Here is a 26,861-nt window from a genome sequence, read left to right as displayed (position 1 = left end):
GTTATCGCACCCAGTGTGGCGTTAACGTACGCACATCGGTGACCGGATCGGTCGAGATGCCGATGCGCAGGTAGGGGTGTGGGAGGCTGACCTCGAGGCGCTCGCCCCACTCAATGGCCACCAGCTTTTCTTCGCCCGGCGGAGGCGGAAGCAGCACATCCTCCAGTCCAAGTGTATCGAGCTGCGCGCCGCTTTCAACCCGGTAGAGATCGAGGTGAAGCATCCAGCGGCGGTCGCAGCGGTATTCGTGAACTAACGTGTACGTAGGACTGGCAATCTGGTCCTCGCGCGCCACGCCCCAGCCTACGGCGACGCCCTGCATCAGCGTGGTTTTGCCCGCGCCGAGCTCGCCCACCAGCACCAGAATCGTGAAGGGAGGCAGTTGGGTTGCAAGCTGGCGTCCCCAGGCGCGAAGGTCGTCGGCGGTGGCACAAGTCACAGGATTCATCGGCTGCGCGTTTCCATGATAGCGGCAGGAAGCGCAGCCGTGATGTCGCCGGCCAGCAGACCCATTTCGCCGGTACGGGCGGCAGCCGCGTCGCCAGCGCGGCCGTGCAGATAGACGGCAGCCGCCACGAGCTCCAGTGCGGGCGCCGCGGGAAACTGCGCCAGCAGACCGGCCACCACGCCCGTGAGCACATCGCCCGCTCCTCCGGTGGCCATGCCGGGATTGCCCGTGGGGTTGACAAAGGCATTGCCGCTGGGATCGGCAATCAGGCTGAACTGACCTTTGAGCACCGCGACCGCCCCGGTTTCCGCCGCCAGCCGTGAAGCGTAGTAAAGCCGGCGCGACTGCACATCGGCGGTCGAGGTACCGAACAAGCGGGCCATCTCGCCCGGATGCGGCGTCAGCACGCCGTGAGCGGGTCGCAATTCCGCCAGGTGCCCGTCGAAGGCATTGAGCCCATCGGCGTCAAGCACACAGGGGAGCTTGCTGTGCTGGATCAAATGCCGGGCCAGAGCCGCCGCTTCTGGATCCTGCGAAAGCCCGGGGCCGACCGCCAGCACCGTGGCCGGATGCAGCAGCCGATCGAGTGCCTCGGGGCTGAGTGCGTGGAAATTGGCTGCCCCGGTTGCCGTTTCCGGCAGCGGTTCGGTCATGAGTTCCGGCCGTGCCGCGGCCACTAGCGGCAGCACCGAAGCGGGCACGGCCGCCGTCACCAGACCTGCGCCGGTGCGCAACGCGGCCGTCGCCGCCATGGCGACCGCGCCCGACTTGCCGAGCGAACCGCCGATAACGAGTACATGGCCGTAAAGTCCTTTGTGGCTGTCGCGCGGCCGCGCGGCCAAAAAAGGCCGGCAATCGCCCGGTGTGGTCCGCCGCAAATGCGGCCCGCACGCGGCAATGACCTCTTCGGGCGAGCCGATCGGCGCCACCGTGAGCGCACCCACGGCAGCGGCGTAGCGCGAAAAATACAGTCCACGTTTCGGCGCCGTGAAGGTAACCGTCGCAGTCGCACGCATCACCGCCGCATCCGCGGTTTCGACCGGCCCTTCCCCATCCGCTCCCAACCCCGAAGGAATATCGACTGCCAGCACCGGCCGCGCGTAGTCACGGTTCAACTCTTCCACCAACTGCCGCAGCCACCCCGCCAATGGCCGCAGCAGGCCTGTGCCAAAGAGCGCGTCAACTATGAGATCGCACCCGAGCAAGCCGGCGCGCTGCCCGGTCCAGGCAGCGGCGGAAGTCAGCTCGACCGGCTTGACGGGTAAGAGCCGCAGCGCCGCCGCAGCATCTCCGCGCAGCCGGTCTGCCGGCGCGCACAACAGGCACAACACATCGACGTGGCGCTCGGCGAGCAGACGCGCCAGCACCAGGCCGTCGCCGCCGTTATTCCCGCCGCCGCAGACGATCCCGATGCGGCCCTCCAGCGCACGCGGAAAATCCCGTTCCAGCCGCTTTTCTACCGCCTGTGCGGCATGCAGCATCAGCTCCGGACCGGCAATGCCGTGCGCCGTGATGGTGAGGTGATCGACCTCGCGCATCTGCGCCGCGGAAAGAACATGCATACAGCAAGTTTACAGTTCTCAGTCATCAGTTTTCAGTTCGCACCCGGCACCCGCGGGCAAGCACGTACGAACTGAAAACTGAGAACCGACAACTGACGTTCCAGTTGACATCTTACCCAAGCCGGGGACGCTTGGGTCAAATGCTGACCAGAACGGAAAAGGAACGCCTGGAACTGATGCAGGGCTCGCTCGATTTGCTCATCCTGCGGACGTTGATTTTTGGCCCGCACCACGGGCAAGCGATCGCGCACGCCATTCAGGACTCCTCGGGCAAGGAACTGCTGGTGGAACACGGCGCGCTTTATCCGGCCTTGCAGCGGCTGGAAGAGCACGGCTGGATCGCGGCCGAATGGGGAACGTCGAGTAACAACCGGCGAGCGCGTTTCTACGAACTCACACGCAGCGGACGGGCACAACTGACGCGCGCGACGGAGAAATGGAAACGGTTTGCGGCGGCGATGGGCCGCGTACTGGAGGCAAAAGAGGTGTAGCCATGTTCCCAAGCTGGTTTCGGCGCAAGCGCAGCAGCAGAGATTTTGAAGCGGAAATTGAAGCCCACCTGCAACTTGAGGCGGATGCCCTGGCCGAGCAGGGGCTCGGCGGCGAGCAAGCGCGCTCGGCAGCGCACCGGGCGTTCGGCAACACTGCCAGCGCCCAGGAGCGATTCTGGGAAGCAACGCACTGGGTTGGCCTCGACGCCTTCTGGCGCGACGTGCGCTACGCCACTCGCTGCCTGCGCAAGACCCCCAGCTTCACCCTCACCGCCATCATCACGCTGGCGGTGGCGATTGCCGCCAACGCGGTCGTATTTGGCGCACTGAACGCCGTCATTCTGCGCCCGCTGAATGTCCCGCAGGCGCAGACTCTCTACGCCCTACAACCCCGCCTGCACGACACCTCGCTGCGTCTGTCGTACCCCGCTGCGGGCACGGCGTTGTTGGCCGGCCGCAGGCTGGACTGGAGCGATGACGCCACTGCCGCAAAAGTCGCGCTTGTGAACCAGCAATTCGCCCGGCAGCTCTTCGGCTCGACCACCGCCGCCGTGGGTAGCTATTTCAAGTTGCACGACGGCACGCGCATCGAGGTTGCAGGGGTGGTCGAAAACGGCAAGTACAACAGCCTTACCGAAGCCCAGCAACCGGCCATGTTTTTGCCGCTGCTGCAGTGGCCCTCCAGTAGTTCCGTCATGATCGTGCGCTCGCCGCTCAACCCGCAGACGCTGGTGCTGGCGATCAAAGGGAAATTGCGGAGTCTCGATCCGGGACTACCGTCGTTCATTGAAACCTGGAATCAGGCCATGACGGGCGCCTTGTTCGCCGCCCGCGTGGCCGCCTCGGCGCTGGGCCTGCTCGGCTTGATGGGCGTGATCCTTTCGCTGACCGGCATTTTCGGCCTCGCGGCTGCGGCCGTGAGCAAGCGCCGGCCTGGTGCTGGGGATTTTGGCCGCGCGCGTTTTGGGCGCCGTTGTCTATAAGGCCACGCCACGCGATCCCCTCGCGATGGCTGGGGTGGTTGCCGCCATGGCGCTCATCGGGTTGATTGCAGTGTGGGTGCCCGAACGCCGCGCCCTGGCCATTCGCCCGGCAGTGCTGCTGCGCGAAGACTGAGGCAAAAGTTCTCAGTTTTCAGTTCACAGTTTTCAGTACGCCCTTGGCGTTGTCAGGCCAGCGCGTTCGAACTGAGAACTGATGACTGAAAACTGAAAACTACTTCGCGAGATTCTTCAGCAGAAACAGCAGATTCGCGGGCCGCTCGGCGAGACGGCGCATGAAATAGGGATACCACTCGGGGCCGAAGGGGATGTAGACGCGGACGCGCCAGCCCTCGGCGCGGAGTTTCTGCTGCAGGTCGCGGCGGATACCGTACAGCATCTGGAACTCAAAGCTGTCAGGCGCGCGCTTTTCGCTGCGGGCACAGGCCACTGCCGCGGTAATCATGCGTTCGTCGTGGGTGGCGATGGCGTGGTAGCCGTCGTGGGTCAGCAGGCGGTGCATCAACCGGACGTAGTTGGCGTCGACGTCGGCTTTTTCCTGCAGCGCCAGCTCGGCCGGCTCGCGGTAGGCGCCTTTGACCAGCCGGATGCGGATGTTCTGTGCCAGTAGCCGGTCCATATCTGTTTCGGTGCGGTGCATATAGGCTTGCAGCACCGTGCCAACGTTGAACCCTTCGCCATGCATCTGCTCGACCAGTGCCACGGTGGTTTCGGAATACGCGCTGCCCTCCATGTCGACGCGGATGAACGTATCCCATTGTTGCGCGGCAGTGAGCACCCGGTGGAGCTGAGCACGCGCCAGGTCGAGGCCGAGATCCAGGCCAAACTGCGTCAGCTTGACCGAAACGGTTGAGTCTACGCGGCGCGCGTGGATGGTCTCCAGGATATGGCAGGCGGTCGTGGCGGCCTGCTCGGCTTCTGCCTGCGAGGTCACATTTTCGCCCAGCGGATCGAGCGTCGCCGTCATCCCGAGCTGGTTGACGGCGGCAATGGCCGCGATGGCGTCCTCCAGCGTCAGACCAGCAACGAAACGCCGGGAAACGCGTTTTCCGAGAGCGCTGTTCTCGGTGAAGTGGCGCATGCCGGGATTGCGCGACAGGGCAAGAAGCGTGGTGCGTAGCAGGGCTATTCTCCGGACGACTAATTATCGTACCCGATGCAGCCCCGATTCGGCACCGGAGATTGAGGGGAAGCCGACCAACGGGAGGCGCGGGGCGAAGCCCCGGCTAGCGACGGCGCGAGCCGTACTGGGGAATTTGGTTCAGCGAAAAGTTAATTCGCGCCTGCTGGCTGGGATGATTGAAAAAGAACCAGACCATCCAGCCGGGAGGATCGGGATAGATCAGGTCGGTGTGCTCTTCCTTTTCGAAGCCGCTCACCGCCGCGCGCGGCTTCTGGCTCAGCCTGATGCCGAAGGCATCCGCCTGATGCTCCTCCCAGCGCGAAAACCCGTTGGTCGCGGGCGAGGCGAGAAATAGCAGCCCCAGTAGAATCAACAGAATCAGCGGCAGCGCCGCCGGATCGGCGGGCGAATCCCCCTTGGCAATGGCCGCCCAGCGCGGAAACCACCAGCCGAGCATGGCAAAGAGCACGAATAGCAGGCCAATCGTGAAAACGATGCCCTTCCACAAATGGTGCAAAACGTAGTGCCCAATTTCGTGGCTGACCGTGAACTCAATTTCCGCCGGGGTTTCTTCCCGCAGCAAGGTGTCATAAACGACAATTCGCTGACTGCCCAGGATGCCGACGACGTAGGCGTTGGCATGAGCGGAGTCATGGCTGGCGTTCATCTCGAGGATTGCAGCATGGGGAATGCCGGCCTTGCGCGCCAGCGCCTCGATGTCGGCGCGAATCTCGGGGTTCTGAACCACCGTGAACTGGTTGAACAGCGGCGCAATCACCAGCGGATCGATCGCCACCGCCAGTACCACTGCCACCGATACGACGATCCAGAACTTCACCCACCACCGCGGTCCGCCGCGCTTGCGTACCCACGCGTACCCAATGGAGGCGACCATTACGCCCACTACCACCGTCAGCACCAGCGCGGTCACCCATTGACCGAACCAGGCACCCATCGCGAGGTGCTGAAACCCGAACACGCGCTCGCGGTGGTAGCTGATATAGAAATCGAACGGCAGCAGCAACCCGAGAATCACCGTAAACAGCGCCGCCGTCGCCAGCGCCGTCACCGCCGACGCCGAGGCTGAATGTCGGCTGATGGCCGATGGCTGATGGCTGATGGCCTTTTCCAGCCAGGTCCGGAATCGGGCTGTGACCCCGGAGAAATAAGCCGCCGCGAGCAGCGCCAGCATCCAGAACTCGGAAGCCACGCTCCAGGCGATGCCGCCGTACAGATACTGGCGTGCGCGGGCCAGCTCCGCCGCCGACAAAGGGGCAACGCCGCTAGCGGCCTGAACCATCTGCCATGCCATATGTCGCCATCACCCGATCCCGCGCCTCCGCCGAATCCGGCCACGCCGCCGGCGGCGCCGGTCTGGGTCGCCGAGCAGCGGCAGCTTTTCCAGCGTGTGCTGCGCGCACTCAGTCATGGCGGCGTCACTTTTGCCGTTGCGGGAGCTTTCGCCTTTCAACACTACACCGGCATCTGGCGCTTCACCAAGGATCTCGACATTTTTCTCCCCGCTGAAAAAGTGCAGGTGGCGCTGACGCTCTGCCGCACCGCCGGCCTCATCACCGAAGTGACCGATCCAGTCTGGCTGGCCAAGGCGTGGGCCGGCGATTATTATGTCGATCTGATCTCCGGCATGTCGAACGGCGTGTACTGGGTAACGCCATCCTGGATGGAGCGCGCACGAAGCGGCATCGTCCTGGGTCACAGGTACCGCATCCTCGCGCCCGAGGAGATGATTCTGAGCAAAATCTTCGTCACCCGGCGCGACCGCTTTGACGGCAGCGATATTTGTCATCTGCTCTACCGCACCGGAGGCACGTTGAATTGGCCGCACCTACTGGAAGAAGTGGGCGCGCACTGGGAAATGCTGCTTTGGCACCTGATCCTGTTCCGCTATATCTATCCGGCTGCAGTGCGGGCGGTGGTGCCACAAGCCGTCTGGCGGGAACTGGAGCGACGGCAGATCGAGGCGGATACCGTGCCGCCGGCCGTAGCGTTTCGCGGATCGTTGATTGACCCCTTGATGTTCGCTGTGGATGTGGGCCAGTGGGGGCTGGACAATCTGGAAGATGAGTCGCGCCGGCGGCAGCTATCCCAGGAGTGAACGCATGCGAATTGCGGCGGTAGCGGATTTACACTGCGGCGTGGGCGACCGGGAGCGCATCCGCGAGCGGCTGAACGCGCTGCCGGAGGATGCCGACGTGCTCCTCATCGGCGGCGATCTGACCGACTACGGACGGCCCGAGGAACTGGAGGTGCTGATCAGTCAATTGTTGCGACTGCGCCTCCCCATCATTACGGTCCTGGGAAACCATGATTTTGAATCCGACGCCGCGCCCGAACTGCTGAAGCGTCTGCGCGCGGTGGGCATCAAAACGCTGGACGGCGAACCGTATGAGCGCGATGGCGTGGGGTTTGCCGGCGTCAAGGGGTTTTGCGGCGGCTTCGGGCGCGGCGAGCTGACCTCGTTTGGGGAGAGCGAAATCAAGCGCTTTGTGCATGCCTCCATGGGGGAAAGCCTGTCGCTGGAGCGGGCTTTGGCGCGGCTGCGCAATGAGAAGCGCGTCGTCTTGTTGCACTACGCTCCCATCCCGGAGACGGCAGCGGGCGAGGCGCGGGAGATTTATCCCTTCCTCGGCAGCTCGCGATTGGCGGACGTGTGCGACAGGTTTGGCGCCAGCGCCATATTTCACGGCCACGCCCACCACGGCGCCCTGGAGGGCCGCACCCGCGGCGGCATCCCCGTCTACAACGTCGCCCAGCCGTTGCTGCTGGCACAGAAACCACCGCAAGCCTTCCGCCTGGTCGAGATATGAGGCGCATCCGATATACTGAAAAGAACCGAGCCGTTTCATGTCCAGAAAAACCAGTCTGATTGTCCTCGCCTGTTCGCTGGTCATCATTGCAGCGCTGGTGTCGGGCGCCATGTTGCGCGCGCAGCACCCGGCGGATGCCAGCGGACCGGCACAACAGTTGGGCATCATGGCCGAAGTCTACCGCTACATCAACGATGATTACGTGGTGACGCCCAATCTGCACAAGGTATCCGATGGAGCCCTGCACGGGTTGGTGGATTCGCTCGATGCTGCCTCCAGCTATATGGATCCGGCCGAATTCAAGTTGTTCGAGCAGAACCAGCAGCACCCGGCCGCAGGCCACGTCGCCGCAGTGGTTTCCAAGCGGGTCGGCTATGCGGATGTGGTGGATGTGCAGCCCGGCGGCAATGCCGCCAAAGCAGGCTTGGTGCGTGGCGATTTTGTTGAAGCCATCGATGGCTTGGGCACGCGCGACATGTCGCTGGAAGCGATTCACCGGCGGCTGGCTGGCCCGCTCGGCCAAAGCGTTACGCTTAGCGTGGTGCACCTGCACCATTCCGATCCGGTGCAGATTACGATTCCGTTTGCGGTGACGCCGGCCGTTCCCTTGCAGTCGTCGTTGCAAAGCGGCGTCGGCGTGATTGCCGTGCCAAATTTTGATACCGGTCGCAGCGCCCAGATCACCAAAGCGATCAGGTCTCTGAAGGCGCAGGGCGCTCACCAGTTCATTCTTGACCTGCGGAACTGCGGGGCGGGCACCTACGCCGAAGCCGAGCACACCGCCAACCTCTTCCTGACGCACGGCACGATTACCTACATCGAGGGCCAAAAGTATCCGCGCCTTACCACGTCCGCCACGTCTGCCGATGCCGTGCTCTCGGCGGCGCCACTGGAGGTTTTGATCAATGGCGGCACGTCCGGGCCGGCGGAAGTTGCGGCCGCGGCGCTGCAACAGAACGGACGCGCCAAGCTGATTGGCGATGAGACCTTTGGCGAAGGCTCGGTGCAGAAGTTGATCCCGGTAGGCGACGGCAGCGCGCTCTGGCTGACGGTGGCGCGCTACTACACGCCCAACGGCAAGCTGGTACAAGACGGGCTAACGCCCAATATCCAGCAAGTGCAGTACGCCGGAGCCCTGCCGCAGCTCGACTTTCCTCCCGAAGGTGTAACCGGACCGCAAGCTGACTTGCAGATGCAAAAGGCCCTGCACCTTTTGACCGCAGCGCCCAAAGCTGCTGCGGCCGGAGCCAGGCGCTAGAGCATGCGGCTGGCCCTGATTCAGTCCGCCCCCAAACTGTTGCAAGTGGAAGCTAACGTCAGCGCCGCACTGGCAACAATGCGCGCGCTTGAAGCTGACGTTTATCTGCTACCGGAGTTGGCCACCAGCGGGTACACTTTTGTGGCACAAGATGAAGTCGAGCGCTGTGCCGAGCCGGCGGCGAGCGGCCCGAGTTTGCAAGCGTTTGGGAACTTCGCCCGTGAGCGCAAAGCGTACGTTTGCTACGGCTTTCCCGAACGCGCAGGCCAGAAGTTCTTCAATTCCGCGAATTTGGTCGGCCCGTCAGGCCTGATGACCAGCTACCGCAAGCTGCACGTTTTCGGACGGGAGAAGCTATTTTTCTCGACTGGCGATGCCCCCGCCCCCATAGTAGATCTGCCGTGGGGCAAAGCGGGCGTGATGATCTGCTTTGACTGGACGTTCCCTGAAGTGGCGCGCTCACTGGCCCTGCGTGGCGCCGAGCTGCTGCTGCATCCGTCCAATCTCGTCTTACAGCATTGTCCGCAAGCCATGATTACGCGCTCGCTCGAAAACCGCGTCTTCGCGGCCACATGTGATCGCGTCGGTTTGGAAATCAATGGCAGCGTGCGGCATGAGTTCATCGGATCGAGCCAAGTCGTGAGTCCGCGTGGTGAATTGCTGGTCCGGCTCTCGCGCGAGCGCGAAGAGACTGCGGTCGTAGAAATTGATTTGGCGCAGGCGCGCTCGAAAGCCCTGGGCGAGTACAACGACCTTTTCGCCGACCGGCAGGTTGCTCACTACGCCTGATGGGCATCTTATCCCGCCATGGCGGGAAAACTTAAGCGCAACTTGGCAATCGGAGTCCTGGGCGGCCTGGCGGGCACGGCGGCAATGAACGCCTATTGGAAAGGCTTGGCCAAGACCAAACCCGAGCTGGTGAAAAGCGACGAAGAGCCCAGCACGGAAAAGGCCGCACGCAAAGCGCTGAAGCGCGCGGGCGTACGCTCACCCTCCAGCCAGGCGCGCAAGTACGGCGGCGAAGCGGTGCATTGGGGCACGGGCATCACCTGGGGCTTGCTCGCCGGCGCCGGACGTGCAGCCGGAATCCCAACAACCTGGGGCTTGGGTCTGCCGTACGGCGTGATGGCTTGGATGGCGACGGACGAATGGGGCCGCTATAAGGCTGGTCTGGGCCAGCACCCCAAGGACCGGCTAACCCAAGATCATGCTACGTCACTCGGCGCGCACCTGGTCTATGGCGTGGGCCTTTGGGCTACGACGAAATTCCTTGGCGGCAGGGCTGGGCGCCACAAACATGGCTTCTTAAGGCGCGCCGCGTAAGCTGCCAGCAGTTCGCAGGCCGCAAACTAGGTCTTCCGTGCATTATGGGCAGCGATGAGGAGAGCCTCGTAGAGCGGTGCAATGTCCGGGCTATAGACGAGATCGAGATGTTCCACCTGCTCGAGGCTCATGCGGGCGGTGAGCGCCGCGGCAGCGGTGTCCAGGCGGCCGGCAACCGTGCCCGGGGCGCCGCGGAAGTGAGCGCCAAGCAGTCGGCCGGTCGAGGGTTGATAGACGATGCGGACCGTAACCGGCTGGGCATCAAGGTAGCCCGCTTTTGAGGAGCCGGTCACTTCCTCGACGGCAGCATCAAAACCGGCCGTGCGCGCTTGCTCCAGGCTAAGCCCGGTGCGGCCGTATTCCTGGCCGGCGAGGGGAACGGCCAACGTGGCCAGCACGCCCGGAAAGCGCGCCGCCGGGGCGTTGACGGCGTTGGCGCCGGCGATGCGGCCCTGCTTGTTCGCGGGCGCGCCCAGCGGCACCCATGCTGCTGCGCCCGTCACCTGCTGGCGTGTTTCCGCGCAATCGCCTGCGGCAAAAACGCCAGGAAGGCTGGTCTGCTGGCGCTCATCCACGGCAATCGCGCCGGTCCGGCCGAGCGCGATGCCGGCAGCCTGCGCCAGCGTGACCTCTGGCTGCAAGCCGCCACAGTTGATCACCGCGTCGCAGGCAATCATCTCCGATGCCGACTGCAAGCCCAGCACCCGCCCGCCTTGTGCGCCCTCGAGTCCCTCGACGCGCGTGCCCAAATGCAGCTCAATGCCCAGCGCGGCGAGCCGGCCCGGCAAGTCAGCAACCAGGTCCGGATCAAATCCGCGCAGCACTTGCTCATGGGCATGCACCAGCGCCACGTGCAGCCCGCGCTGCGCCAGCGCCTCCGCTGTTTCCAGCCCAATGTAGCCACCGCCCACAACCGCAATGCGTTGCAGCGCGCCGGTTTGCAGCGCCGCCTCCAGCGTCTGCACCTGATCCCACGTGTTGGCTGCGAATACGTTCCGCAGCTTCGTTTCCGGCTCCCAGCGCGAGCGCGTGCCCGTAGCGATCACGAGCCGGTCATAGTTGATCCAGCGCGCGCCCTGCGCGCTGCGCGCCAGAACGCGCCGCCGCGCCGGTTCGATCTCGACCGCCTCGCACCCCAGCCGCAAATCCAGTTGTCGCCGCTCGCGAAACCAATCCGCCGGGTGCACCCGCAGCGCCTCCAGCGACGGCACCCGCCGCGCCAGATAATAGGGCAGGCCGCAGGCGCTATACGCCGCCTGCGCGCCGCGCTCCAGCACCGTGATTTGTGCCCGGGGCGCCAGCTTGCGGGCGCGGCTGGCGGCGCTCAGGCCGGCGGCCACGCCGCCAATAACAACAATATTCTCCACTCGCGCCGATTGTACACTGACACTGATGAGAACTACGCGCCGGGAAGCAGCCAAACTGGACGGCGAAGCCTTGTACCAGAAGGCGGTTCGCCTGCTCGCCGCGCGCGGACGCAGCGAGGTCGAGCTGCGGCGCGCGCTGCGGCCCAAAGCCGCCTCACCCGCCGACATCGAGGCGGCCCTGTTACGGCTACGCGACCACGGCTATCTCGACGACCGGCGTCTGGCGGCTGGCTTCACCCTCTACCAGAGAGAAATTGTCCGCCACGGCAAAATGCGTGCGCTACGCGACCTGAGAGCGCGCGGCGTGAGCGCCGGCATTGCCGAAGAAGCGGTGCAAAACGGTTACGCCGGAACTAATGAGGACACACTTTTGCGCAGCTTTCTGCGTGCCCGGCGCGTGAAGCCACCCGCGGATATCCGCCAGGCGGCGAGCCTGTGCCGGAAGCTGCTGCGCGCCGGTTTTAGCCCGGCGGCATGCCAGCGGGCGCTGAAAGCCTGGAAACTCGATCCGGAGTGGATCCAACAGTTGGGCGAAATGCAGGAGGAAAGCGAATGAACGGCGATTTGCCGGAAGATCTGGAGCTGACGTTTGTGCCGCCGGACCAGCGCGAGGCGGTGCGCAACTTCGACGAAGAGGCCGAAGCCGAGCTGGCGGCAGGGTTTTTACGCGCCCAGGGCATTGCCGCCGAAATCGGCGCGATGATCATCCCCGGCCTGCACACGAACCTCTCGCTTTGGGTGTACAAGCGGTCCGCCGCCGAAGCCCGGCGGCTGCTGGACGAGGCCGACGCCCGCGCGAATGGGCCGCAACCGATCGAGTAAGTATTTCAGTATCGTGAGCCTCGGGCGTGCACGCATTCCTGGGCTGGGCGAACTGAAATACTGATCTACTGAAATACTGAAATACCGCTTTACTGCAGCGACTTCAAAATGTCGTTCTCCCACTCGAGTTTCAGTGCTTTGCGGCTCGCGGCGAGCTTCTTCTGCAAGGCGTAGCCGGCCAGCATGGGTAGCGAAACCGAAGGCTCGACGAAGCACATGGCCGTGGTCGCCATGGGTTGAATTTTGCCCCAGGACATGGCTTCGTGCAGCGTGCTTCCGGAAAGGCCGCCCCAGTGCGGAACATCGGCCGTGAGCTGCAGCGCGTAGCTGTGTCCCTTTTCTTCGTTGAAGATGTAGGCCATTACGACCGAGTCGTTGATGTAGTTCTTGGGTACGCCGCCGGCGATGTAGATAGCTGCCGTCTTTTTCGACTGCACCGTGATCTGCGTCAGCTCGTAGTTGTCGCGGATGGAATCAATGGCGATCTTGGGGCGCTTTTCCAGCGTGGCGCGATGGTAATGGTGCGTCAGGCCGATGCCGATCGAGCTGTCATTGATGGCGGGCGCGAACATCGGCACGCCACGCTGGTACGCAGTGCGGACGATGGAGTTGTCGTCGGTGAGCTTGGTGGCCACGTAGTCAAGATACGCGCGCGAGGAGTAGTTGCCGGGCGGCAGCTCATCGGCAAGGTGGCCGAGCCAGGTATCGGTTTCGATGAACTTTTCCTCGTCCACATAGGTATCGTAGATGCGGTCGATCATGAGATCGTGCAGCTCCGGGTCATTGGCGTTTGGATCCCCGACGTAATGACCAAAGCCGCGGGCCTGATAGATGTCCTGGTAGAGGATGGCGCCGGTGGAAACGATGACATCGATGAATCCGCCGGCGACCAGGTCGCGCAGTACTTTGCGCAGACCGGCGGCGATGAGTGGCCCGGCGAGGCCGAGCATCACCGTGGGGCGGTCGGGGTCGGCATAGAGATTGTCCAGCACTTCGGCACAGCGGCCGAGATTGCGCGCCTGAATCGAGGCGCCACGCATGGCGCCGACCAGATCGGCCACGGTGGAAATATGGTCGTAGTCCACCGGCTGGATGCGGGTGTGCAGCACTTCGGCTTTGGCGCGGGCGTCAATCGGGCCGGCGCCGGGAACTTGCAGGATGGGCTTGTCAGGCACGGGGATCTCCAAAACTGATTCTAGCGGGAAGCACTGGCCGCGGGACGGCGGTGGCGCGGCCGCTGCCGCACAATTTGCAGGCTGTAGCCGCGATTGGCCGGATAGAGGTGCTCCACCGAACGGACGCGCTCATGCACCAGCGCAGGATCGAGCGGCGGGAAGCCGGGCTCCGGTTCGAACAGATCCTCATAGAAAATGTCGGTGAACATCGAGGCCATGTAGAGCCCGAGGGCGTCAGCTTCTGCCGAGCGCCGATAGTTGCGCCACGCTTCGGGCTTATCTTCAGCTTTGGCTTCGCTATAGGCGGTCCGCCACTCCCAGGCTTCGGCGGTCAGTTCGCCGGCTTTGCCGGCGTCGAACTGACGGCGCAGCAGGGACTCAAAATCGCTGGCGTCGGGCGATTCCATCGCGGCCAGAAAGGCGATCTTGTCGAAAAACTCCATGGCCAGGCCGTAGGTGTCGTGCTCGTAAAACTTGAGGCTGATGAGCAGCAGACTGCCGCTCGGCTTCACGTCGAGGTGATGGCACAGTTCCTTGCGCGCTTCCCCTTCGGCCGCGGGCTTCAGGCCGATGAGGATGCTGCGGCGCTGCTTGTACAGCCAGGGGACGAAATAGCAAACGGCGCGGCCGAGATGAGGAATCAGGGAGCGGGGAACGGCCTCGATCATGTGCGCCAGACCGCGCTGCACGCTACTGCTGTCCGGCCCGCCTTCCTCGGCCACCACCGCATACATCAGCCCGTTCTCGGCGGTGTGGACCTGCCCGCCGCGCAGCGTTTCCTCAATGGTCATTCCTTCCATAGTACGCGAGTGATGGTACGATCTCGGGCATGAAGCGTACTCTGGCCGGCCTTTTTGTCGCAGTGTTTTTTGTCACCTTCGCCCGCTCCCAATCCACTCCCGCCTGCTGCACCCTGCCGCCGGCCTTGCCAGGCGAGATGACGCAGCCGGCGCTATCGCCCGACGGCACGCAAATTGCCTTTGCCTCCGGTGGCGCCATCTGGACGGTCGCGGCCAGGGGCGGCAACGCACGCATCCTGATCAGCAGCGCGGCGACCGAGTCCCGGCCACTGTACTCGCCTGACGGGCGCTGGATCGCGTTCGAGTCCACGCGCACCGGCAACGGCGATCTCTACCTGTTCAACCGGACCACCAACGAATTGCGGCGGCTGACCTGGGATGACAGCCTCGACCGGCTCGACGGCTGGTCGCGCGACAGCCAGTGGGTCTACTTCAGCTCGGCCAGCCACAATATCAGCGGGATGAACGATATCTACCGCGTGCGCATCAGCGGCGGCACGCCTCTGCCGGTAAGCATGGAACGCTACGTCAGCGAGTACGACGCCGCGGTGGCGCCCGGCGGTTCGCTGGCCGTGGTCACGCGGGGCGAGATGGGGCTGTCGCAATGGTGGCGGGACGGGCATGCGCATATCGACAACACCCAAATCTGGCGCGCGACCCCGGCGGTACAGGAGGGACAACAAACCGGCTATCAGCTCCTGCTCCATAGCGGCGGAGCCAAAAACATCTGGCCCATGTGGAGCGCGACCGGACGCACGCTCTATTTCATGTCCGACCGCAGCGGCGTAGAAAACCTCTGGGAGTTGCCGGACGTGCCCGCAACCGGTGCGCCTGCGGCCGCGCCGCGCGAGCTGACCCATTTCAACGATGGCCGGCTGCTGTGGCCCTCCATTGACGCTTTCGGCCGCACGATTGTGTTCGAGCGCAACTTTAGAATTTGGGAGCTCGACCTGCGGCATGACCGGGCCGAGGCAGTGAAGATTCAACTCCTGGGCGCGCCCCCCGTGCCGGCCATTCAGCACAAGAATTTCAGCAAGGTAAGTGATCTGGCGGTGTCGCCGGACGGCAAAAAGCTGGCGTTTCTGGTGCACGGCGAAGTGTTTGTGGACATGGCCGAGGATGGCGGACCGGCGCTGCCCATTACCCGTAACGGCAAGCTGCAGTTCGACCTCGTCTGGGCGCCCAACAGCGAGCATCTCGCGTATGTGTCTGACCGTAGCGGCACGGACCACATCTACCAGTACGACTTCCTGACCCATCAGGAAAAACAGCTCACCAACGGCGATCAGGAAGAGTTCAATATCCACTACGCCCCCGACGGCAAAGCGATTGCCTTTGACTGCGGCGAGACGCAGATCGTCAAGCTCGCCCTGGCGACGGGCAAAGAGACGTTACTGGCGGCGGGTTATTTCAACCGCCTGCCACCACTGGTCAACAACGGCATCATGACGTGGTCGCCGGACAGCCAGTATCTGGCGTTCCTCGACCGCGCGGACGGCTTGTTTCCGGAAGCCTACGTCGTACCGGCCGGTGGCGGCAAGGCCCGGCAAGTAAGCTTCGTCGCCAACACCAACAGCGGCGCGCTGGCCTGGAGCCCGAACGGCCGCTTCTTGCTCTATCAAACCAGTCAGCGCACGCAGCCAAGCCGGATCGCGCGCGTGGACCTGACGCCCGAACTGCCGCTGTTCCGCGAGAACCTGTTTCAGGATTTGTTCACGACGAAGCCGGTAGGCCATCCGCGATCCGCAGCCAGTGATCAGCCGGCCGCGACGCCTGCGATCGATTACAGCGATATCGCCGAGCGGGTGCAATTGCTGCCCATGCTGAATGCGCGCTCGCCGCGAGTTTCGCCGGATGGCAAGTGGCTGGCCTATATCGGCGCGGAAGGCGCGACGGACAACCTCTACGTCGTGCCGCTCGACCGGAAAACGCTGCTGCTGACAAAACCCAAAGCGCCCAAGCAGCTCACCTCGACCAGTGGCGCCAAAGCCGATCTGCAATTCACTGCGGATTCCAAAACGCTCTACTACCTCGATGGCGGCCATATTCACCGCGTCGCGGTGACCGGCGGCTCCGGCCACGAAGTCAACGTGACGGCGGAACTCGACATCAACTTCAGCCGCGAAAAGGAGGAGATGTTCGCGCAGGTGTGGCGCTACCTGCGCGACGACTACCAGAACCCGAAAATGAACGGCGTCGACTGGAAGGCAGTACAGACCGAGTTTGCGCCGCAAGTGGCGGCCGCAGCTACGCCGGATTCGCTCCGCTGGCTGCTCTCGGAGATGATCGGGCGGCTGAACTCGTCGCATTCCGGCATTCATCCGCCGCGCGGCGAGGAGCAGCCGGCGACCGGCCACATTGGCCTGTTCTTTGACCGCGTCCAGTATGAAACCCAGGGCAAGCTGTGCGTCAGCGATGTCGTGCCCCAGGGGCCGGCGGCCCTGGCCGGCGTCGATGCCGGCGACTGCCTGACCGCAGTCGATGGAACCGCCATCAGCGGCTCGGTGAATCTGGACGAACTGCTGCACAACACCGTCGGCAAGAAGCTGACCCTCGACCTGACGGACTCGCAGGCCAAGGCGCGCACCGTCATCCTGAAGCCGGTGAACGCGCGCGCCGGCGGACAGCTTCTGTATCGCGCCTGGATCGCGCACAACCGCGCGCTGGTGGACCGGCTCAGCGGCGGACGCCTGGGCTACATCCACATGGCGGCCATGGGCGCCGACTCCCTCGATCAGTTGTACTTGGATCTGAACTCGACCCAGTTCGGCAAGGCCGGCGTGGTCATCGATGTCCGTAATAACAATGGCGGCTTCGTCAACGCCTACGCGCTCGACATACTGACCCGGCAGCATTACCTCACCATGATTCCGCGCGGTTTCCCCAAGGCACAGGCGCGCGAGATGCTCGGGCAGCGGGCGCTGGAAAAGCCGACGATTCTGGTGACCAACCAGAACACGCTGTCGGACGGAGAGGATTTTACGGAGGGCTACGAGGCGATGCATCTGGGCAAAGTCATCGGCCTCCCGACGGCGGGCTGGATCATTTACACCGGCGCTGGACAACTGGTGGACGGCTCGACCCTGCGGCTGCCCATGATCACCGTGCTCGATACCAACGGCAAGCCCATGGAACTGCATCCAAGACCGGTGAACGTCGAAGTACACAATCCGCTGGGAGCATGGCAGAGTGGCGAAGATCCGCAGTTGGCGGCGGCGGTGAAGGTCCTGCTGGCGCAAATTGGTGGCGTCGCGCCCGCGAAGGTCGCTGCGGGCGGCGGCAAAAGCAAGCGGTAAATGGGTGAGCTTATGAAAACGATTCTGATTTCAGTGGCAGCGGTTGCCGCCTTGGCTCTGGCGGCGTGTTCCTCGCATTCGGCGCCGGCCGTGGCGGCGGGAGATACCAGCGCGGCGCGTGGCGCACAGTTGGTGGCGCTGGGCGGTTGCAACGATTGTCACACGCCTCGGCTGCCCGGCGGGCAACCGGATATGAACCGGGCGCTCTCCGGCTTCCCCGAAGGTGGACCCTTGCCGCCCACGGTGGAGGGCACGGATCTGATCGAGATCAACGGAGCCTTCCGGGGACCGTGGGGCTTGAGCCTGGCGCGCAATATCACCTCCGACAAGACCAACGGCATCGGGAGCTGGACGCAACAGGAGTTCCTCACCACGCTGCGCACCGGTAAAGACTCCAGCGGGCACGTCCTTCAGCCACCGATGCCCTGGCAGGGCCTCGCACAGGTGCCCGATGCCGACTTGATAGCCATTTACAACTACCTGATGACGGTCAGGCCGAGTACGAACAAAGTCACCGGACCCTAAATTGCGTCAGGGCAGCCGGTCGCACGCACTCGGAGCGCGCCTGCCCGCCGGAAAGCAGCGGCGCGGAGCGCGGCGCCCAGATTGATGACCGTCAAGTAATAGCGGCGTGTGCCCAGCACGGCAGCGCGTGCTGCCTTCACGCGGCACTTCGACACCGTTGCCACCGGAGGGCAGGGTAAACTGAACCCTATGCCGGTAGCGAATGAGATTTTGCAGGGACTTGAGTGGCAGGCGAACGAGGCGCCGCAGGATCTGCCGCGGCAGGAGCGGCTGCGGCGGATTCGGCACTCGGCATCGCATGTGATGGCGCAAGCGGTACGGGAGGTTTTTCCTGACGCCAAGCTGGCCATCGGACCACCGATTGAGAACGGCTTCTATTACGACATGGAGCTGCCGCGGGCGCTGACCGAGGCCGATCTGCCGGAGATCGAAAAGCGGATGCGCAAGATCGTGGCGCGCGATCCCCAGTTTTACCGCAGCACGCTGGAGCGCGAGCGGGCGCTGGAAGTGTTCCGGGAGTGGAATCAGCCGTATAAGGTCGAACTGATCGAAGGTATCAAAGACCCGGCGGTATCGCTCTACAAGCAGGACCGGTTCATTGATTTGTGCGCCGGGCCGCATGTCACCAAGGGTGGCGTCTGCGGCTCTTTCAAGCTGCTCTCGGTGGCGGGAGCCTACTGGCGCGGCGATGAGCATCGCCAAATGCTGCAGCGCATCTACGGAACGGCGTGGGAGACCGAGGCGGAACTCAACGAGTATTTGCAATTCCTTGAAGACTCGAAGGCGCGCGATCACCGCAAGCTCGGCCAACAGCTCGACTTGTTCAGTTTTCATCCCTGGTCGGGCGGCTGCCCCTTCTGGCATCCCCGCGGTCTGGTGGTGCGCGAGGAGCTGCGCCGGCTGTGGCGCGAGACCCACAAGAAGGCGGGCTACATCGAGATCCTGAATCCGGTACTCTACCGCAAGGAGTTGTTTGAAACCTCCGGACACTGGGAGCACTTCCAGAAAGATATGTTTCTGGTACGCGAGGGCGAAGAGCCGGAAGCGAACATGGCGCTCAAGCCCATGAACTGCCCCGACACCATGCTGTACTACAAAACGCGCCAGCACAGCTACCGCGAGCTGCCGCTGCGCATCTCCCAAGGCCAGCTTCTGCACCGCAATGAGCCCGTGGGCGCGCTGCACGGGCTGATGCGGGCGCGCGTCTTCAGCCAGGACGACGCGCATATCTATCTGCACGAGGATCAGATTCAGGACGAAATCGTGCGGGTGATGGAGCTGCTCAAGCTGATTTATTCCTTCTTCGGCTTGCGCTACACCGTGACGTTATCGACCAAGCCGGAAAAGGCGATGGGCGAGTCGGAGCTGTGGGAAAAGGCCGAGGCCGGCTTGCGCCAGGCGCTCGACACGCTGAAGCTGCCGTATACGGTTGATGCTGGCGGCGGCGCGTTCTACGGACCCAAAATCGATGTGATGGTGCATGACAGCATGGGACGGCAATGGCAATGCGGCACCGTGCAAATTGACTTTAATCAGCCCCGGCGGTTCGAGCTCGAGTTCACCGACCGCGATAACCAGCCGCGTACGCCGGTGGTGATCCATCGGGCGCTGTTCGGCTCGGTCGAGCGTTTCCTGGGCATTCTGCTGGAACACTTTGCCGGGGCGCTGCCCACCTGGCTGGCGCCGGTGCAGGTGATGGTGCTGCCCATTGCCGAGGGCCAGGACGCCTACGCGCGCCAGGTGCTCGAACAGCTGGAGGCTGCGGGACTGCGCGCCGAAATGATGCCGGCGGAGAGCAAGATCAGCTACCGCATCCGCGATGCCGAACTGCATAAAATTCCTTACATGCTGGTCGTGGGCAAGCGCGAAGCCGAAGCCGGCACGGTGGCCGTGCGTACCTATCAGGAAAAGGACAGAGGGGTAATGGCGCTGGCGGCGGTGACCGAAGAGATCGTAAAGAAAAACCGTGAGCGATCGCTGGATGTAAGCGTCAAGGATTACTCGGCGCTGTTCCGGACCGAGGCCGCGGGGGACGCGGAGATGAAGTACTGAGGGAAGAGGGACGCGCCGTGAACGTGCTAGCCGTGGATGGGGGCGGGGTCAGGGGTGTGATTCCGGCCATCCTGCTGCAAGAATTGGAACAGCGGCTGGGCGGGGCGCTGCATCAGCACTTTGATCTCATTGCGGGAACATCGACCGGCGGCTTGATCGCGCTGGGATTGAGTTATCCACTGCGCGACGGGCGGCCGTTGACCGCGGGGGAGTTGCTCGAAGTCTACCGCGACAACGGCAACGTCATATTTCCGCAGCATTGGTGGAATGGCGTGCGGAATTTGTTCGCACCCAAGTACAGCGGCGCGGGACTGACCCGGGTGCTGGCGCGGCTGTTTCAACAGGCAAGGCTGGCCGAGGCTCTGACGCCGGTACTCATTGCCTGTTATGACCTGGCGCGGCAGGTCCCCTACTTCTTCAAGAGCGAAAGCGCGAAAGTACAGCCGCAGCAGAACTGGCCGCTGGTGAGCGTGGCGCTGGCCACCTCCGCGGCGCCGACCTACCTGCCGGCTTTCGCGACGCGAGGTCCGGATGGGCAACGCTACGTCTTTGCGGATGGCGGCCTTTATGCCAACAATCCGGCAGTTGCGGCGTATGCAGAAGCCGCGCGGCGATCTCCCCAGGCCAGCGTGATTCATCTGGTCTCGATCGGCACCGGCAATGCGCGCGATGACCTTCGGGCACGCGATGCGATTCACTGGGGATTACTGGGCTGGGCCCGCCAGATCGCTCCGGTAATGATGGACGGGGTGAGCGAGGCGGACGATTACGAGGCGACTTGGCTGTGCGAACGGGGTCAGGACCGGTTTTGGCGGCTGCAACCGGAGCTGAAGCCGGAAGAAAGCGCGATGGACAATCCCGCAGCGATCCCGGCGCTGTGTGCGACGGCAAGAGAATACGCCCAGCAGCAGGTAGCCGTGCTGGATGAGATCGCCGCCGCGCTCCTGGGCCGCGATGCCGCCAGCAGCGCTGCACCCGAGTAAATGTGTTACATTGTGCACATGAAGACCATCTCCATCCGCGAACTGCATCTGGACACCGGAAAATGGGTGCGGCATGCCGCGGAACAGGGTCCGGTGGTCGTGACTGACCGCGGACGTAAGGTGGCGGAGCTGCAACCCTACGAAGCGCCGCGCAAGCAGGCACGGCTGCCCGACCGCGAAGCCAAAATCAAGAGTCAGCCCTTCATCACGATTGACTCCGTGGTGTACCAGCAGGACGACCGCGACCGGGCATGATCTACTTCGACGCGGCGTTTATCGCGAAGTGCTACTTGAACGAGGCGGGAGCGGACATCATTCGCGGATTGGCGCGGCAGCAGGAAACGATCGCCAGTTGCGAGCTCTCGCGAATTGAAGTTGACTCTGTATTTCGGCGCCACTGGAGAGAGCGGAGGCTGACGCCGGAGGGCGTGGAACTCGCACAGGGAGGATTTGTGCGGGACGAGAGTGCCGGCGTTTGGCGATGGCTGCCGCTTAACTCGGGACTGGTCGAGGCAGCGCGGCGCACGCTGGAGCGGTTGCCGGAAGAGGTGGTGCTGCGGGCCGGGGACGCCTTGCATCTGGCGTGCGCGCGGCAGCACGGGTTCGCCGAAATTTACAGTAACGATCGGCGCATACTGGAAGCGGCGCGCTGGTTTGGGCTGGAGGGCGTGAACCCTCTCGCCTCCCCTGCTTAGGTGCGGATCGTCCGGTCATGAGATGGAACTGCCCGTAAGCGGACAGTGGCCACCGCATAAGTGCTTTGCCATCAACAGCCGCCTGTGGGCCTGGGATTGCCATGGAGCACGTATGAGCACAGGTATTGGCAGAGACCTTCGCTCCGGCTGACGGCTGCTGACGCGTAAGCCGGCCGTGGCGGCCGTGGCGATTTTCTCGTTGGCGCTGGGCATTGGCGCCAACGTGACCATCTTCAGTTTGGCGCGCGCGGTGGTGTTACGCGCCCCGGACGTGGCGCAACCTGGGCAGATGGCGGAAGTGTATACGCGCGACCACGAGGCCAATGCGCCGCTGAATGGCTATCTGCCCATGAGCTATCCGGATTTCCAGGATTTCCGTACGCAGAGCCAGAGCTTCAGCGGCTTGACTGCATACGCGCTCGGCTTTGCCACCTACCGGCCGGCGCGGGGCGGGATGCAGACCATCATGCTGCAGATGGTGACGCGAGCCTATTTCAATGTGACCGGCGTGCCTCCGCAAATCGGGCGCGCGTTTGACCCGAGCGAAACCCAGTTGGGCGGACCGCTGGCGGTGGTGCTGTCGGATCAGTTCTGGCGCCAGCAGTTCGGCGGCCGCCACGACGTCCTCGGCAAGCAGATTGATCTGAATGGGCAGGGATTTACCGTGGTCGGGGTAGCGCCGCCCGGCTTTGCGGGATTGTTTGCGGGCCTGCAGCCGGATTTGGGCATCCGCAGAAAATCCTGGGACGGTTGGGCTCATTCGGCACGCCTACCGCCGAGCAAGACCTGACGAACCGGAACGCACGCACTTTTTTCGCGGCTGGACGGCTGCGGCCGGGTGTAACCCTGCAGCAGGCGTCGGCGAACCTGGCGCTGATTGCGCAACATCTGGATGCGGCTTATCCGGGCAGTGACCGCAAAGTGTTCAGTGCCGTCGCGGTGCCGCTGGAGACAGTCCCCATGCCGTTCCGGCAGGCGGCAAGCGGACTGATGGTGCTGTTGATGGGCATAGTCGGACTGGTGCTGCTGATCGCCTGTGCCAATGCGGCGAATGTGCTGCTGGCGCAAGCCACAGGAAGGCGCCGGGAAATGGCGCTGCGGGCGGCGCTGGGCGCGAGCCGCGGACGTCTGATCCGGCAGGTGCTGATCGAAAGCATTGTCCTGGCGCTGGTGGCAGGCGGACTGGATTTCGATGCCGCCCCTGCAGGCGGGCGAATCCGACGCCATGCTGAACGTGCCGGGCGTGGCGCCGCCGGCGGGCCATCGTGGCTACGACATCCAGGACACGCAGGTGAGTCCCGGCTTTTTTGCGGCGATGCAGACACCACTGCTGCGTGGCCGCAGCTTTACCGAGGCCGACCTGGCGCATGCGGGCAGTGTCGTGGTCGTCAACCGGGCGTTTGCCGAGAAGTTCTGGCCCGGACAGGACCCGATCGGGAAGCAGGTCAACTTTCTGGATGAGACCACCCCACAGGCGGTCGTGATTGGCGAGACGCCGACGGGCAAGTATACGGCGCTCGATGAGCCGCCCAAGCCGTTCCTGTATGAGCTGCAGAAACTTTCAACCACCGGCTTTCTGATGATGCATACCGCCGGCCCCCCGCAATCAGTACTGCTCACCGTGCAGCAGCGCCTCCGGCAGGTGGATCCCGATCTGTCGCCTCTGCAGACGGGCGAGCAGTTTTTGGCGGTATCGCTGTTCCCCGCTCACGTGACCGTGATCCTGCTGAGCGCCTTCGGCCTGCTGGCACTGGTCCTGGCGGTCCTAGGCCTGGCGTATACGATGAGCCAACGGCGCTGGGAATTCGGGGTGCGGATGGCGCTGGGAGCCTCGCCGGGTTCGCTGGAGGGATCGGTGGTGCGGCGCGGCGTGCAGACCGCGGCGATCGGCGTGGCGATCGGCGTGGTACTGGCATTGGGGGCGAGCCGGGTCTTAGCCGGACTGCTGTATCAGGTCAGCCCCACCGATCCGGTGACCTACGCCGGCGTAGCGGTGCTGCTGGTCCTGATCGCGGCACTGGCCTGCTACATGCCCGCGCGCCGCGCCGGCCGCGTGGACCCGGCAGTGACTCTGCGGACGGAATGAGGTCGGGGGCCATGACCAAGTGCAGCCGGGAAGCTCCAAGGCGCATCCAATACGTCATGATCCTGATATGGTGGGTGATCGTGGGGCTGATTGCGGGCTGGGCAACGGGCAAAATCATGCACGGCGGCGGCTATGGCATCCTCCTGGACATTGTGATCGGTATCATTGGGGCGATTCTGGGCGGCGCGATTATGCAGGCGCTGGGAGCACCTGCCAGCGGAGGGATGATCTACACCATCCTGGTAGCAATTCTAGGAGCGGTGGTGCTGACCGTCATCGTCCGGGCGCTCGCCGGCGGCGGCGCGAGGCGGAGAGCCGGGTAAAGCCCGTCCGGAAACGTACATGCGCGGGCGCTCGCCAGCCCGTGTCGCTCTGGTACATTGAAGCGAGCGACAGAGCGGCGAGACCAATTGGAACAAGAACTGGGAGACACGATTGCCCTGCTGGCTCGAACGCCGGGCGCAGTGGGCGCGCTGGTGCGGGACCTGACGGAGAACTGGGTCGCGCGGAACGAGGGCGAGAAGACGTGGAGCGTGCAGGAAGTCGTGGCACATCTGGCCTACGTGGAGCGCGTCGATTGGATGCCCAGGGTGCGGCTCATTCTGGAATCGGGCGAGGAGCGGACCTTTGAACCGCTAAACCGGTGGGGGTTTGCCCAGGAAACGCGCGGGAAGAGTCTGGGGGCGTTGCTCGACGAGTTTGCGCGCCTGCGGGCGCAGAATTTGGAGCAGTTGCGGGGGCTACGGCTGGGCGATCGGGAGATGAAATTGCGGGGCAGGCATCCGGCGCTGGGGACGATCACGCTGACAGAATTGTTGGCCGCGTGGGCGGTGCATGATTTGACCCATCTACACCAGATTTCCAGGATTCTGGCGCATCAATACCGCGAAGCCGTGGGGCCATGGGCGCAATATCTGGGAGTGCTGCGGTGCGATGGCCATAGCGGGGAGTAGGCTCAGCGCTTGCGGCGCGCTACCCCCGCTTTCGCTCGTTGTGTCGCGCGTCGCTCCGCGGCGCTGCACTTACGCGGGTTGGGGATGATCGCCGGGGACGGGCCGCGGCGGACGGGCCGGCTCCGGCCGCAGCACCTCTTGCTGCGGCTCGCCGCTCGAAGGCGGCGGCGGCGGCGCCTGCATCGGCGGCAGGGGCTGGCCGGCGAGGACCATGCGGATTTCTTCGGCATCGAGCGATTCGCGCTCGAGCAGCGCCTGCGCCAGCTTGTGCAGCATGTCCACGTTTTCGGTCAGGACTTTGCGGGCGCGGTCGTAGCCTTCCATCACCAGCCGCCGCACTTCCTGATCGATGCGAATGGCGGTGTCCTCGGAAAAGTCGCGGTGCTGGGAAATCTCGCGGCCGAGGAAGATCTGCTCTTCCTTTTTACCGAAGGTGAGCGGTCCGAGCTCACTCATGCCCCACTCGCAGACCATCTTGCGGGCCAGATCGGTGGCCTGTTCGATGTCGTTGCCGGCGCCGGTGGTCATATGCTGCATGATCAGCTCTTCGGCGATGCGGCCGCCCATCATCACCGCCAGGCGCGCTTCCAGATAATCGCGCGAATAGGTGTGCTTGTCATCGGTGGGCAACTGCATGGTCACGCCCATCGCCATGCCGCGCGGAATGATGGTGACCTTGTGCAGCGGGTCGGAGTTGGGGACTTTGGCGGCGACCAGTGTGTGGCCGGCCTCGTGATAGGCGGTGTTTTTCTTTTCCTCGTCGGTGATGATCATGGAACGGCGCTCAGCGCCCATCAGCACCTTGTCCTTGGCGGCCTCAAGGTCCGACATCATCACCGTCTTACGGCTGTAACGGGCGGCCAGCAGGGCACTCTCGTTGATCAGGTTGGCGAGATCGGCGCCGGTAAAACCGGGGGTGCCGCGGGCGAGCACGCCCAGATCCACATCTTCGGCAAGAGGAATCTTGCGCGCGTGGACGCGGAGGATTTCCTCGCGGCCGCGCAGATCGGGACGCGGAACCACTACCCGGCGGTCAAACCGGCCGGGGCGCAGCAGCGCGGGATCGAGCACATCGGGGCGGTTGGTCGAAGCCACGAGAATCACGCCCTCATTGCTCTCGAAGCCATCCATTTCCACCAGCAATTGGTTGAGGGTCTGCTCGCGCTCGTCGTGCCCGCCGCCGAGACCCGCTCCACGATGCCGGCCAACGGCATCGATCTCATCAATGAAGATGATGCAGGGGGCGTTCTTCTTGCCCTGCTCAAACAGGTCGCGCACACGGCTGGCGCCCACCCCGACGAACATTTCCACAAAGTCGGAGCCGGAAATAGAGAAAAACGGGACGTTGGCTTCGCCGGCAATCGCGCGGGCAAGCAACGTCTTGCCGGTGCCGGGAGGGCCGACCAGCAGCACCCCTTTGGGGATGCGGCCACCCAGCTTCTGGAACTTTTGCGGCTCCTTTAGAAATTCGATGATCTCGCGCAGCTCTTCCTTGGCTTCGGTCACGCCAGCAACATCTTTGAAAGTGACCTTTTTCTGCTGCGTCGAGAGCAGCTTGGCCCGGCTCTTGCCGAAGGAGAGCGCTTTGTTTCCGCCCGTCTGCATCTGCCGCATCATCCAGATCCAGAGCACCAGAATGAGCAGCAAGGGCAGGCCGTCAATCAGCAGCTCGGCCATCCAGCCGGAGTTGGACTGGTTCTTGACGTTGACGGAGACGCCCTTGTCCTGTAGGACCTTGAAAACGTCGGGGTAAGAAGCCGGGATGATGCTGTGGAAGGTTTCGTCTTTGGGACTGCGCACCTTGCCGTGCACGTCCTGGCCGTCGATGGTGACCGAGGCGATGTTGCCGTTCTGCGCCTGCGTCATGAACTGCGTGAAGTTGATCTGCTGTTCACGAGCAGAGGCTCCCCCCATTTTCACCATTTGCCACAGCACGAGCGCGGCGGCAATTAGAACCACCCAGAGAACGACGCTTTTGACAGTTGAATTCACAGGAAGTTTTGAGTTTCGAGTTTAGGTTTCCAATGCCGGCGCCGAAGCTGCTGCTTTTTTAGATGTTAATGGCGGAGAATA

At 63.8% G+C, this 26,861-nt stretch carries 28 protein-coding genes; 20 read left to right on the top strand and 8 right to left on the bottom strand.

Annotated features, from left to right (window positions below):
* Nucleotide 1: 1 nt before the first annotated feature.
* Nucleotides 2–448: a tRNA (adenosine(37)-N6)-threonylcarbamoyltransferase complex ATPase subunit type 1 TsaE gene (tsaE, locus tag EPN33_13360; protein ID TAN21074.1), complete on the bottom strand. Its 447-nt coding sequence runs from the start codon at nt 446–448 to the stop codon at nt 2–4.
* Nucleotides 445–2,010, bottom strand: a complete 1,566-nt coding sequence (locus EPN33_13355) for an NAD(P)H-hydrate dehydratase (protein TAN21073.1) — start codon at nt 2,008–2,010, stop codon at nt 445–447. The genes tsaE and EPN33_13355 overlap by 4 nt, the downstream gene beginning before the upstream one ends.
* Nucleotides 2,011–2,150: 140 nt before the next feature.
* Between EPN33_13355 and EPN33_13350 the strand changes: the two genes are divergently transcribed.
* Nucleotides 2,151–2,501 carry a PadR family transcriptional regulator gene (locus EPN33_13350; protein TAN21072.1) on the top strand — a complete coding sequence of 117 codons (351 nt, stop codon included), beginning with the start codon at nt 2,151–2,153 and terminating at the stop codon, nt 2,499–2,501.
* Nucleotides 2,447–3,484, top strand: coding sequence for a hypothetical protein (locus EPN33_13345; protein TAN21071.1), 1,038 nt, complete (start codon nt 2,447–2,449; stop codon nt 3,482–3,484). The genes EPN33_13350 and EPN33_13345 overlap by 55 nt, the downstream gene beginning before the upstream one ends.
* 232 nt (nt 3,485–3,716) lie before the next feature.
* On the opposite strand, the gene EPN33_13340 is transcribed toward EPN33_13345, so the two are convergent.
* Both EPN33_13340 and EPN33_13335 read right to left on the bottom strand, forming a co-directional pair.
* Nucleotides 3,717–4,583: a proline dehydrogenase gene (locus EPN33_13340; GenBank protein TAN21070.1), complete on the bottom strand. Its 867-nt coding sequence runs from the start codon at nt 4,581–4,583 to the stop codon at nt 3,717–3,719.
* A gap of 145 nt (nt 4,584–4,728) precedes the next feature.
* Nucleotides 4,729–5,937 (bottom strand): hypothetical protein, encoded by a 1,209-nt coding sequence (locus tag EPN33_13335; protein ID TAN21069.1) that lies wholly within the window; start codon nt 5,935–5,937, stop codon nt 4,729–4,731.
* Between EPN33_13335 and EPN33_13330 the strand changes: the two genes are divergently transcribed.
* From EPN33_13330 to EPN33_13310, 5 genes are read left to right on the top strand one after another with little or no spacing between them, the layout of a single operon-like run.
* A complete protein-coding gene (locus tag EPN33_13330) occupies nt 5,938–6,741 on the top strand; it encodes a hypothetical protein (protein ID TAN21068.1) in 804 nt (267 codons plus the stop codon). It begins immediately after the preceding gene.
* A gap of 4 nt (nt 6,742–6,745) precedes the next feature.
* The gene (locus tag EPN33_13325) at nt 6,746–7,453 is read left to right on the top strand and encodes a metallophosphoesterase (GenBank protein ID TAN21067.1); all 708 of its coding nucleotides are present in this window, start codon (nt 6,746–6,748) and stop codon (nt 7,451–7,453) included.
* A 37-nt stretch (nt 7,454–7,490) separates the two neighbouring features.
* On the top strand, nt 7,491–8,711 hold the full coding sequence (locus tag EPN33_13320) for a peptidase S41 (GenBank protein TAN21066.1): 1,221 nt from the start codon (nt 7,491–7,493) through the stop codon (nt 8,709–8,711).
* A gap of 3 nt (nt 8,712–8,714) precedes the next feature.
* Complete coding sequence (locus tag EPN33_13315) at nt 8,715–9,500, top strand: acyltransferase (GenBank protein TAN21065.1); 786 nt, start codon at nt 8,715–8,717, stop codon at nt 9,498–9,500.
* A 42-nt stretch (nt 9,501–9,542) separates the two neighbouring features.
* Nucleotides 9,543–10,034: a hypothetical protein gene (locus tag EPN33_13310; GenBank protein TAN21064.1), complete on the top strand. Its 492-nt coding sequence runs from the start codon at nt 9,543–9,545 to the stop codon at nt 10,032–10,034.
* Between the two features lie 26 nt (nt 10,035–10,060).
* On the opposite strand, the gene EPN33_13305 is transcribed toward EPN33_13310, so the two are convergent.
* The gene (locus EPN33_13305) at nt 10,061–11,569 is read right to left on the bottom strand and encodes an NADH oxidase (GenBank protein ID TAN21063.1); all 1,509 of its coding nucleotides are present in this window, start codon (nt 11,567–11,569) and stop codon (nt 10,061–10,063) included.
* On the opposite strand from EPN33_13305, the gene EPN33_13300 reads away from it, so the two are divergent.
* Complete coding sequence (locus EPN33_13300; GenBank protein TAN21062.1) at nt 11,427–11,957, top strand: regulatory protein RecX; 531 nt, start codon at nt 11,427–11,429, stop codon at nt 11,955–11,957. The two genes, EPN33_13305 and EPN33_13300, sit on opposite strands and share 143 nt — an antisense overlap.
* Complete coding sequence (locus EPN33_13295; GenBank protein ID TAN21061.1) at nt 11,954–12,223, top strand: hypothetical protein; 270 nt, start codon at nt 11,954–11,956, stop codon at nt 12,221–12,223. The genes EPN33_13300 and EPN33_13295 overlap by 4 nt, the downstream gene beginning before the upstream one ends.
* 89 nt (nt 12,224–12,312) lie before the next feature.
* Here EPN33_13295 and EPN33_13290 read toward each other — a convergent pair whose 3' ends face one another.
* Complete coding sequence (locus EPN33_13290; GenBank protein TAN21060.1) at nt 12,313–13,398, bottom strand: deoxyhypusine synthase; 1,086 nt, start codon at nt 13,396–13,398, stop codon at nt 12,313–12,315.
* A gap of 20 nt (nt 13,399–13,418) precedes the next feature.
* Nucleotides 13,419–14,189 carry a hypothetical protein gene (locus EPN33_13285; protein ID TAN21059.1) on the bottom strand — a complete coding sequence of 257 codons (771 nt, stop codon included), beginning with the start codon at nt 14,187–14,189 and terminating at the stop codon, nt 13,419–13,421.
* A gap of 38 nt (nt 14,190–14,227) precedes the next feature.
* Here EPN33_13285 and EPN33_13280 point away from each other — a divergent pair, with 38 nt between their 5' ends.
* From EPN33_13280 to EPN33_13230, 11 genes are all read left to right on the top strand, one after another.
* Entirely contained in the window at nt 14,228–17,494 is a 3,267-nt protein-coding gene (locus tag EPN33_13280) for a PDZ domain-containing protein (GenBank protein ID TAN21058.1), read from the top strand.
* Nucleotides 17,495–18,019, top strand: a complete 525-nt coding sequence (locus EPN33_13275) for a c-type cytochrome (GenBank protein ID TAN21057.1) — start codon at nt 17,495–17,497, stop codon at nt 18,017–18,019.
* Nucleotides 18,020–18,208: 189 nt separating this feature from the next.
* On the top strand, nt 18,209–20,071 hold the full coding sequence (thrS, locus tag EPN33_13270; GenBank protein TAN21056.1) for a threonine--tRNA ligase: 1,863 nt from the start codon (nt 18,209–18,211) through the stop codon (nt 20,069–20,071).
* A complete protein-coding gene (locus EPN33_13265) occupies nt 19,993–21,054 on the top strand; it encodes a patatin (GenBank protein TAN21055.1) in 1,062 nt (353 codons plus the stop codon). The genes thrS and EPN33_13265 overlap by 79 nt, the downstream gene beginning before the upstream one ends.
* Complete coding sequence (locus EPN33_13260; protein ID TAN21054.1) at nt 21,055–21,309, top strand: type II toxin-antitoxin system Phd/YefM family antitoxin; 255 nt, start codon at nt 21,055–21,057, stop codon at nt 21,307–21,309.
* Nucleotides 21,306–21,749 carry a PIN domain-containing protein gene (locus EPN33_13255; GenBank protein ID TAN21053.1) on the top strand — a complete coding sequence of 148 codons (444 nt, stop codon included), beginning with the start codon at nt 21,306–21,308 and terminating at the stop codon, nt 21,747–21,749. Before EPN33_13260 ends, EPN33_13255 begins: the two co-directional genes overlap by 4 nt.
* A 154-nt stretch (nt 21,750–21,903) precedes the next feature.
* Nucleotides 21,904–22,539, top strand: coding sequence for a hypothetical protein (locus tag EPN33_13250; protein ID TAN21052.1), 636 nt, complete (start codon nt 21,904–21,906; stop codon nt 22,537–22,539).
* Nucleotides 22,500–23,210 (top strand): FtsX-like permease family protein, encoded by a 711-nt coding sequence (locus EPN33_13245; protein TAN21051.1) that lies wholly within the window; start codon nt 22,500–22,502, stop codon nt 23,208–23,210. The genes EPN33_13250 and EPN33_13245 overlap by 40 nt, the downstream gene beginning before the upstream one ends.
* Entirely contained in the window at nt 22,942–23,835 is an 894-nt protein-coding gene (locus EPN33_13240; GenBank protein TAN21050.1) for an FtsX-like permease family protein, read from the top strand. The genes EPN33_13245 and EPN33_13240 overlap by 269 nt, the downstream gene beginning before the upstream one ends.
* 56 nt (nt 23,836–23,891) lie before the next feature.
* The gene (locus EPN33_13235; GenBank protein TAN21049.1) at nt 23,892–24,158 is read left to right on the top strand and encodes a GlsB/YeaQ/YmgE family stress response membrane protein; all 267 of its coding nucleotides are present in this window, start codon (nt 23,892–23,894) and stop codon (nt 24,156–24,158) included.
* 87 nt (nt 24,159–24,245) lie between these two features.
* Nucleotides 24,246–24,788 (top strand): DinB family protein, encoded by a 543-nt coding sequence (locus tag EPN33_13230; GenBank protein TAN21048.1) that lies wholly within the window; start codon nt 24,246–24,248, stop codon nt 24,786–24,788.
* 69 nt (nt 24,789–24,857) lie between these two features.
* On the opposite strand, the gene EPN33_13225 is transcribed toward EPN33_13230, so the two are convergent.
* Nucleotides 24,858–26,780: an ATP-dependent metallopeptidase FtsH/Yme1/Tma family protein gene (locus EPN33_13225; protein TAN21047.1), complete on the bottom strand. Its 1,923-nt coding sequence runs from the start codon at nt 26,778–26,780 to the stop codon at nt 24,858–24,860.
* Between the last annotated feature and the right edge of the window lie 81 nt (nt 26,781–26,861).

The sequence above is a fragment of the Acidobacteriota bacterium genome, assembly GCA_004299485.1.
Lineage (GTDB): Bacteria > Acidobacteriota > Terriglobia > Terriglobales > SCQP01 > SCQP01.
Note: the sequence above shows the minus strand (reverse complement) of the source record. Positions and strands in the feature narration are given on the sequence as shown.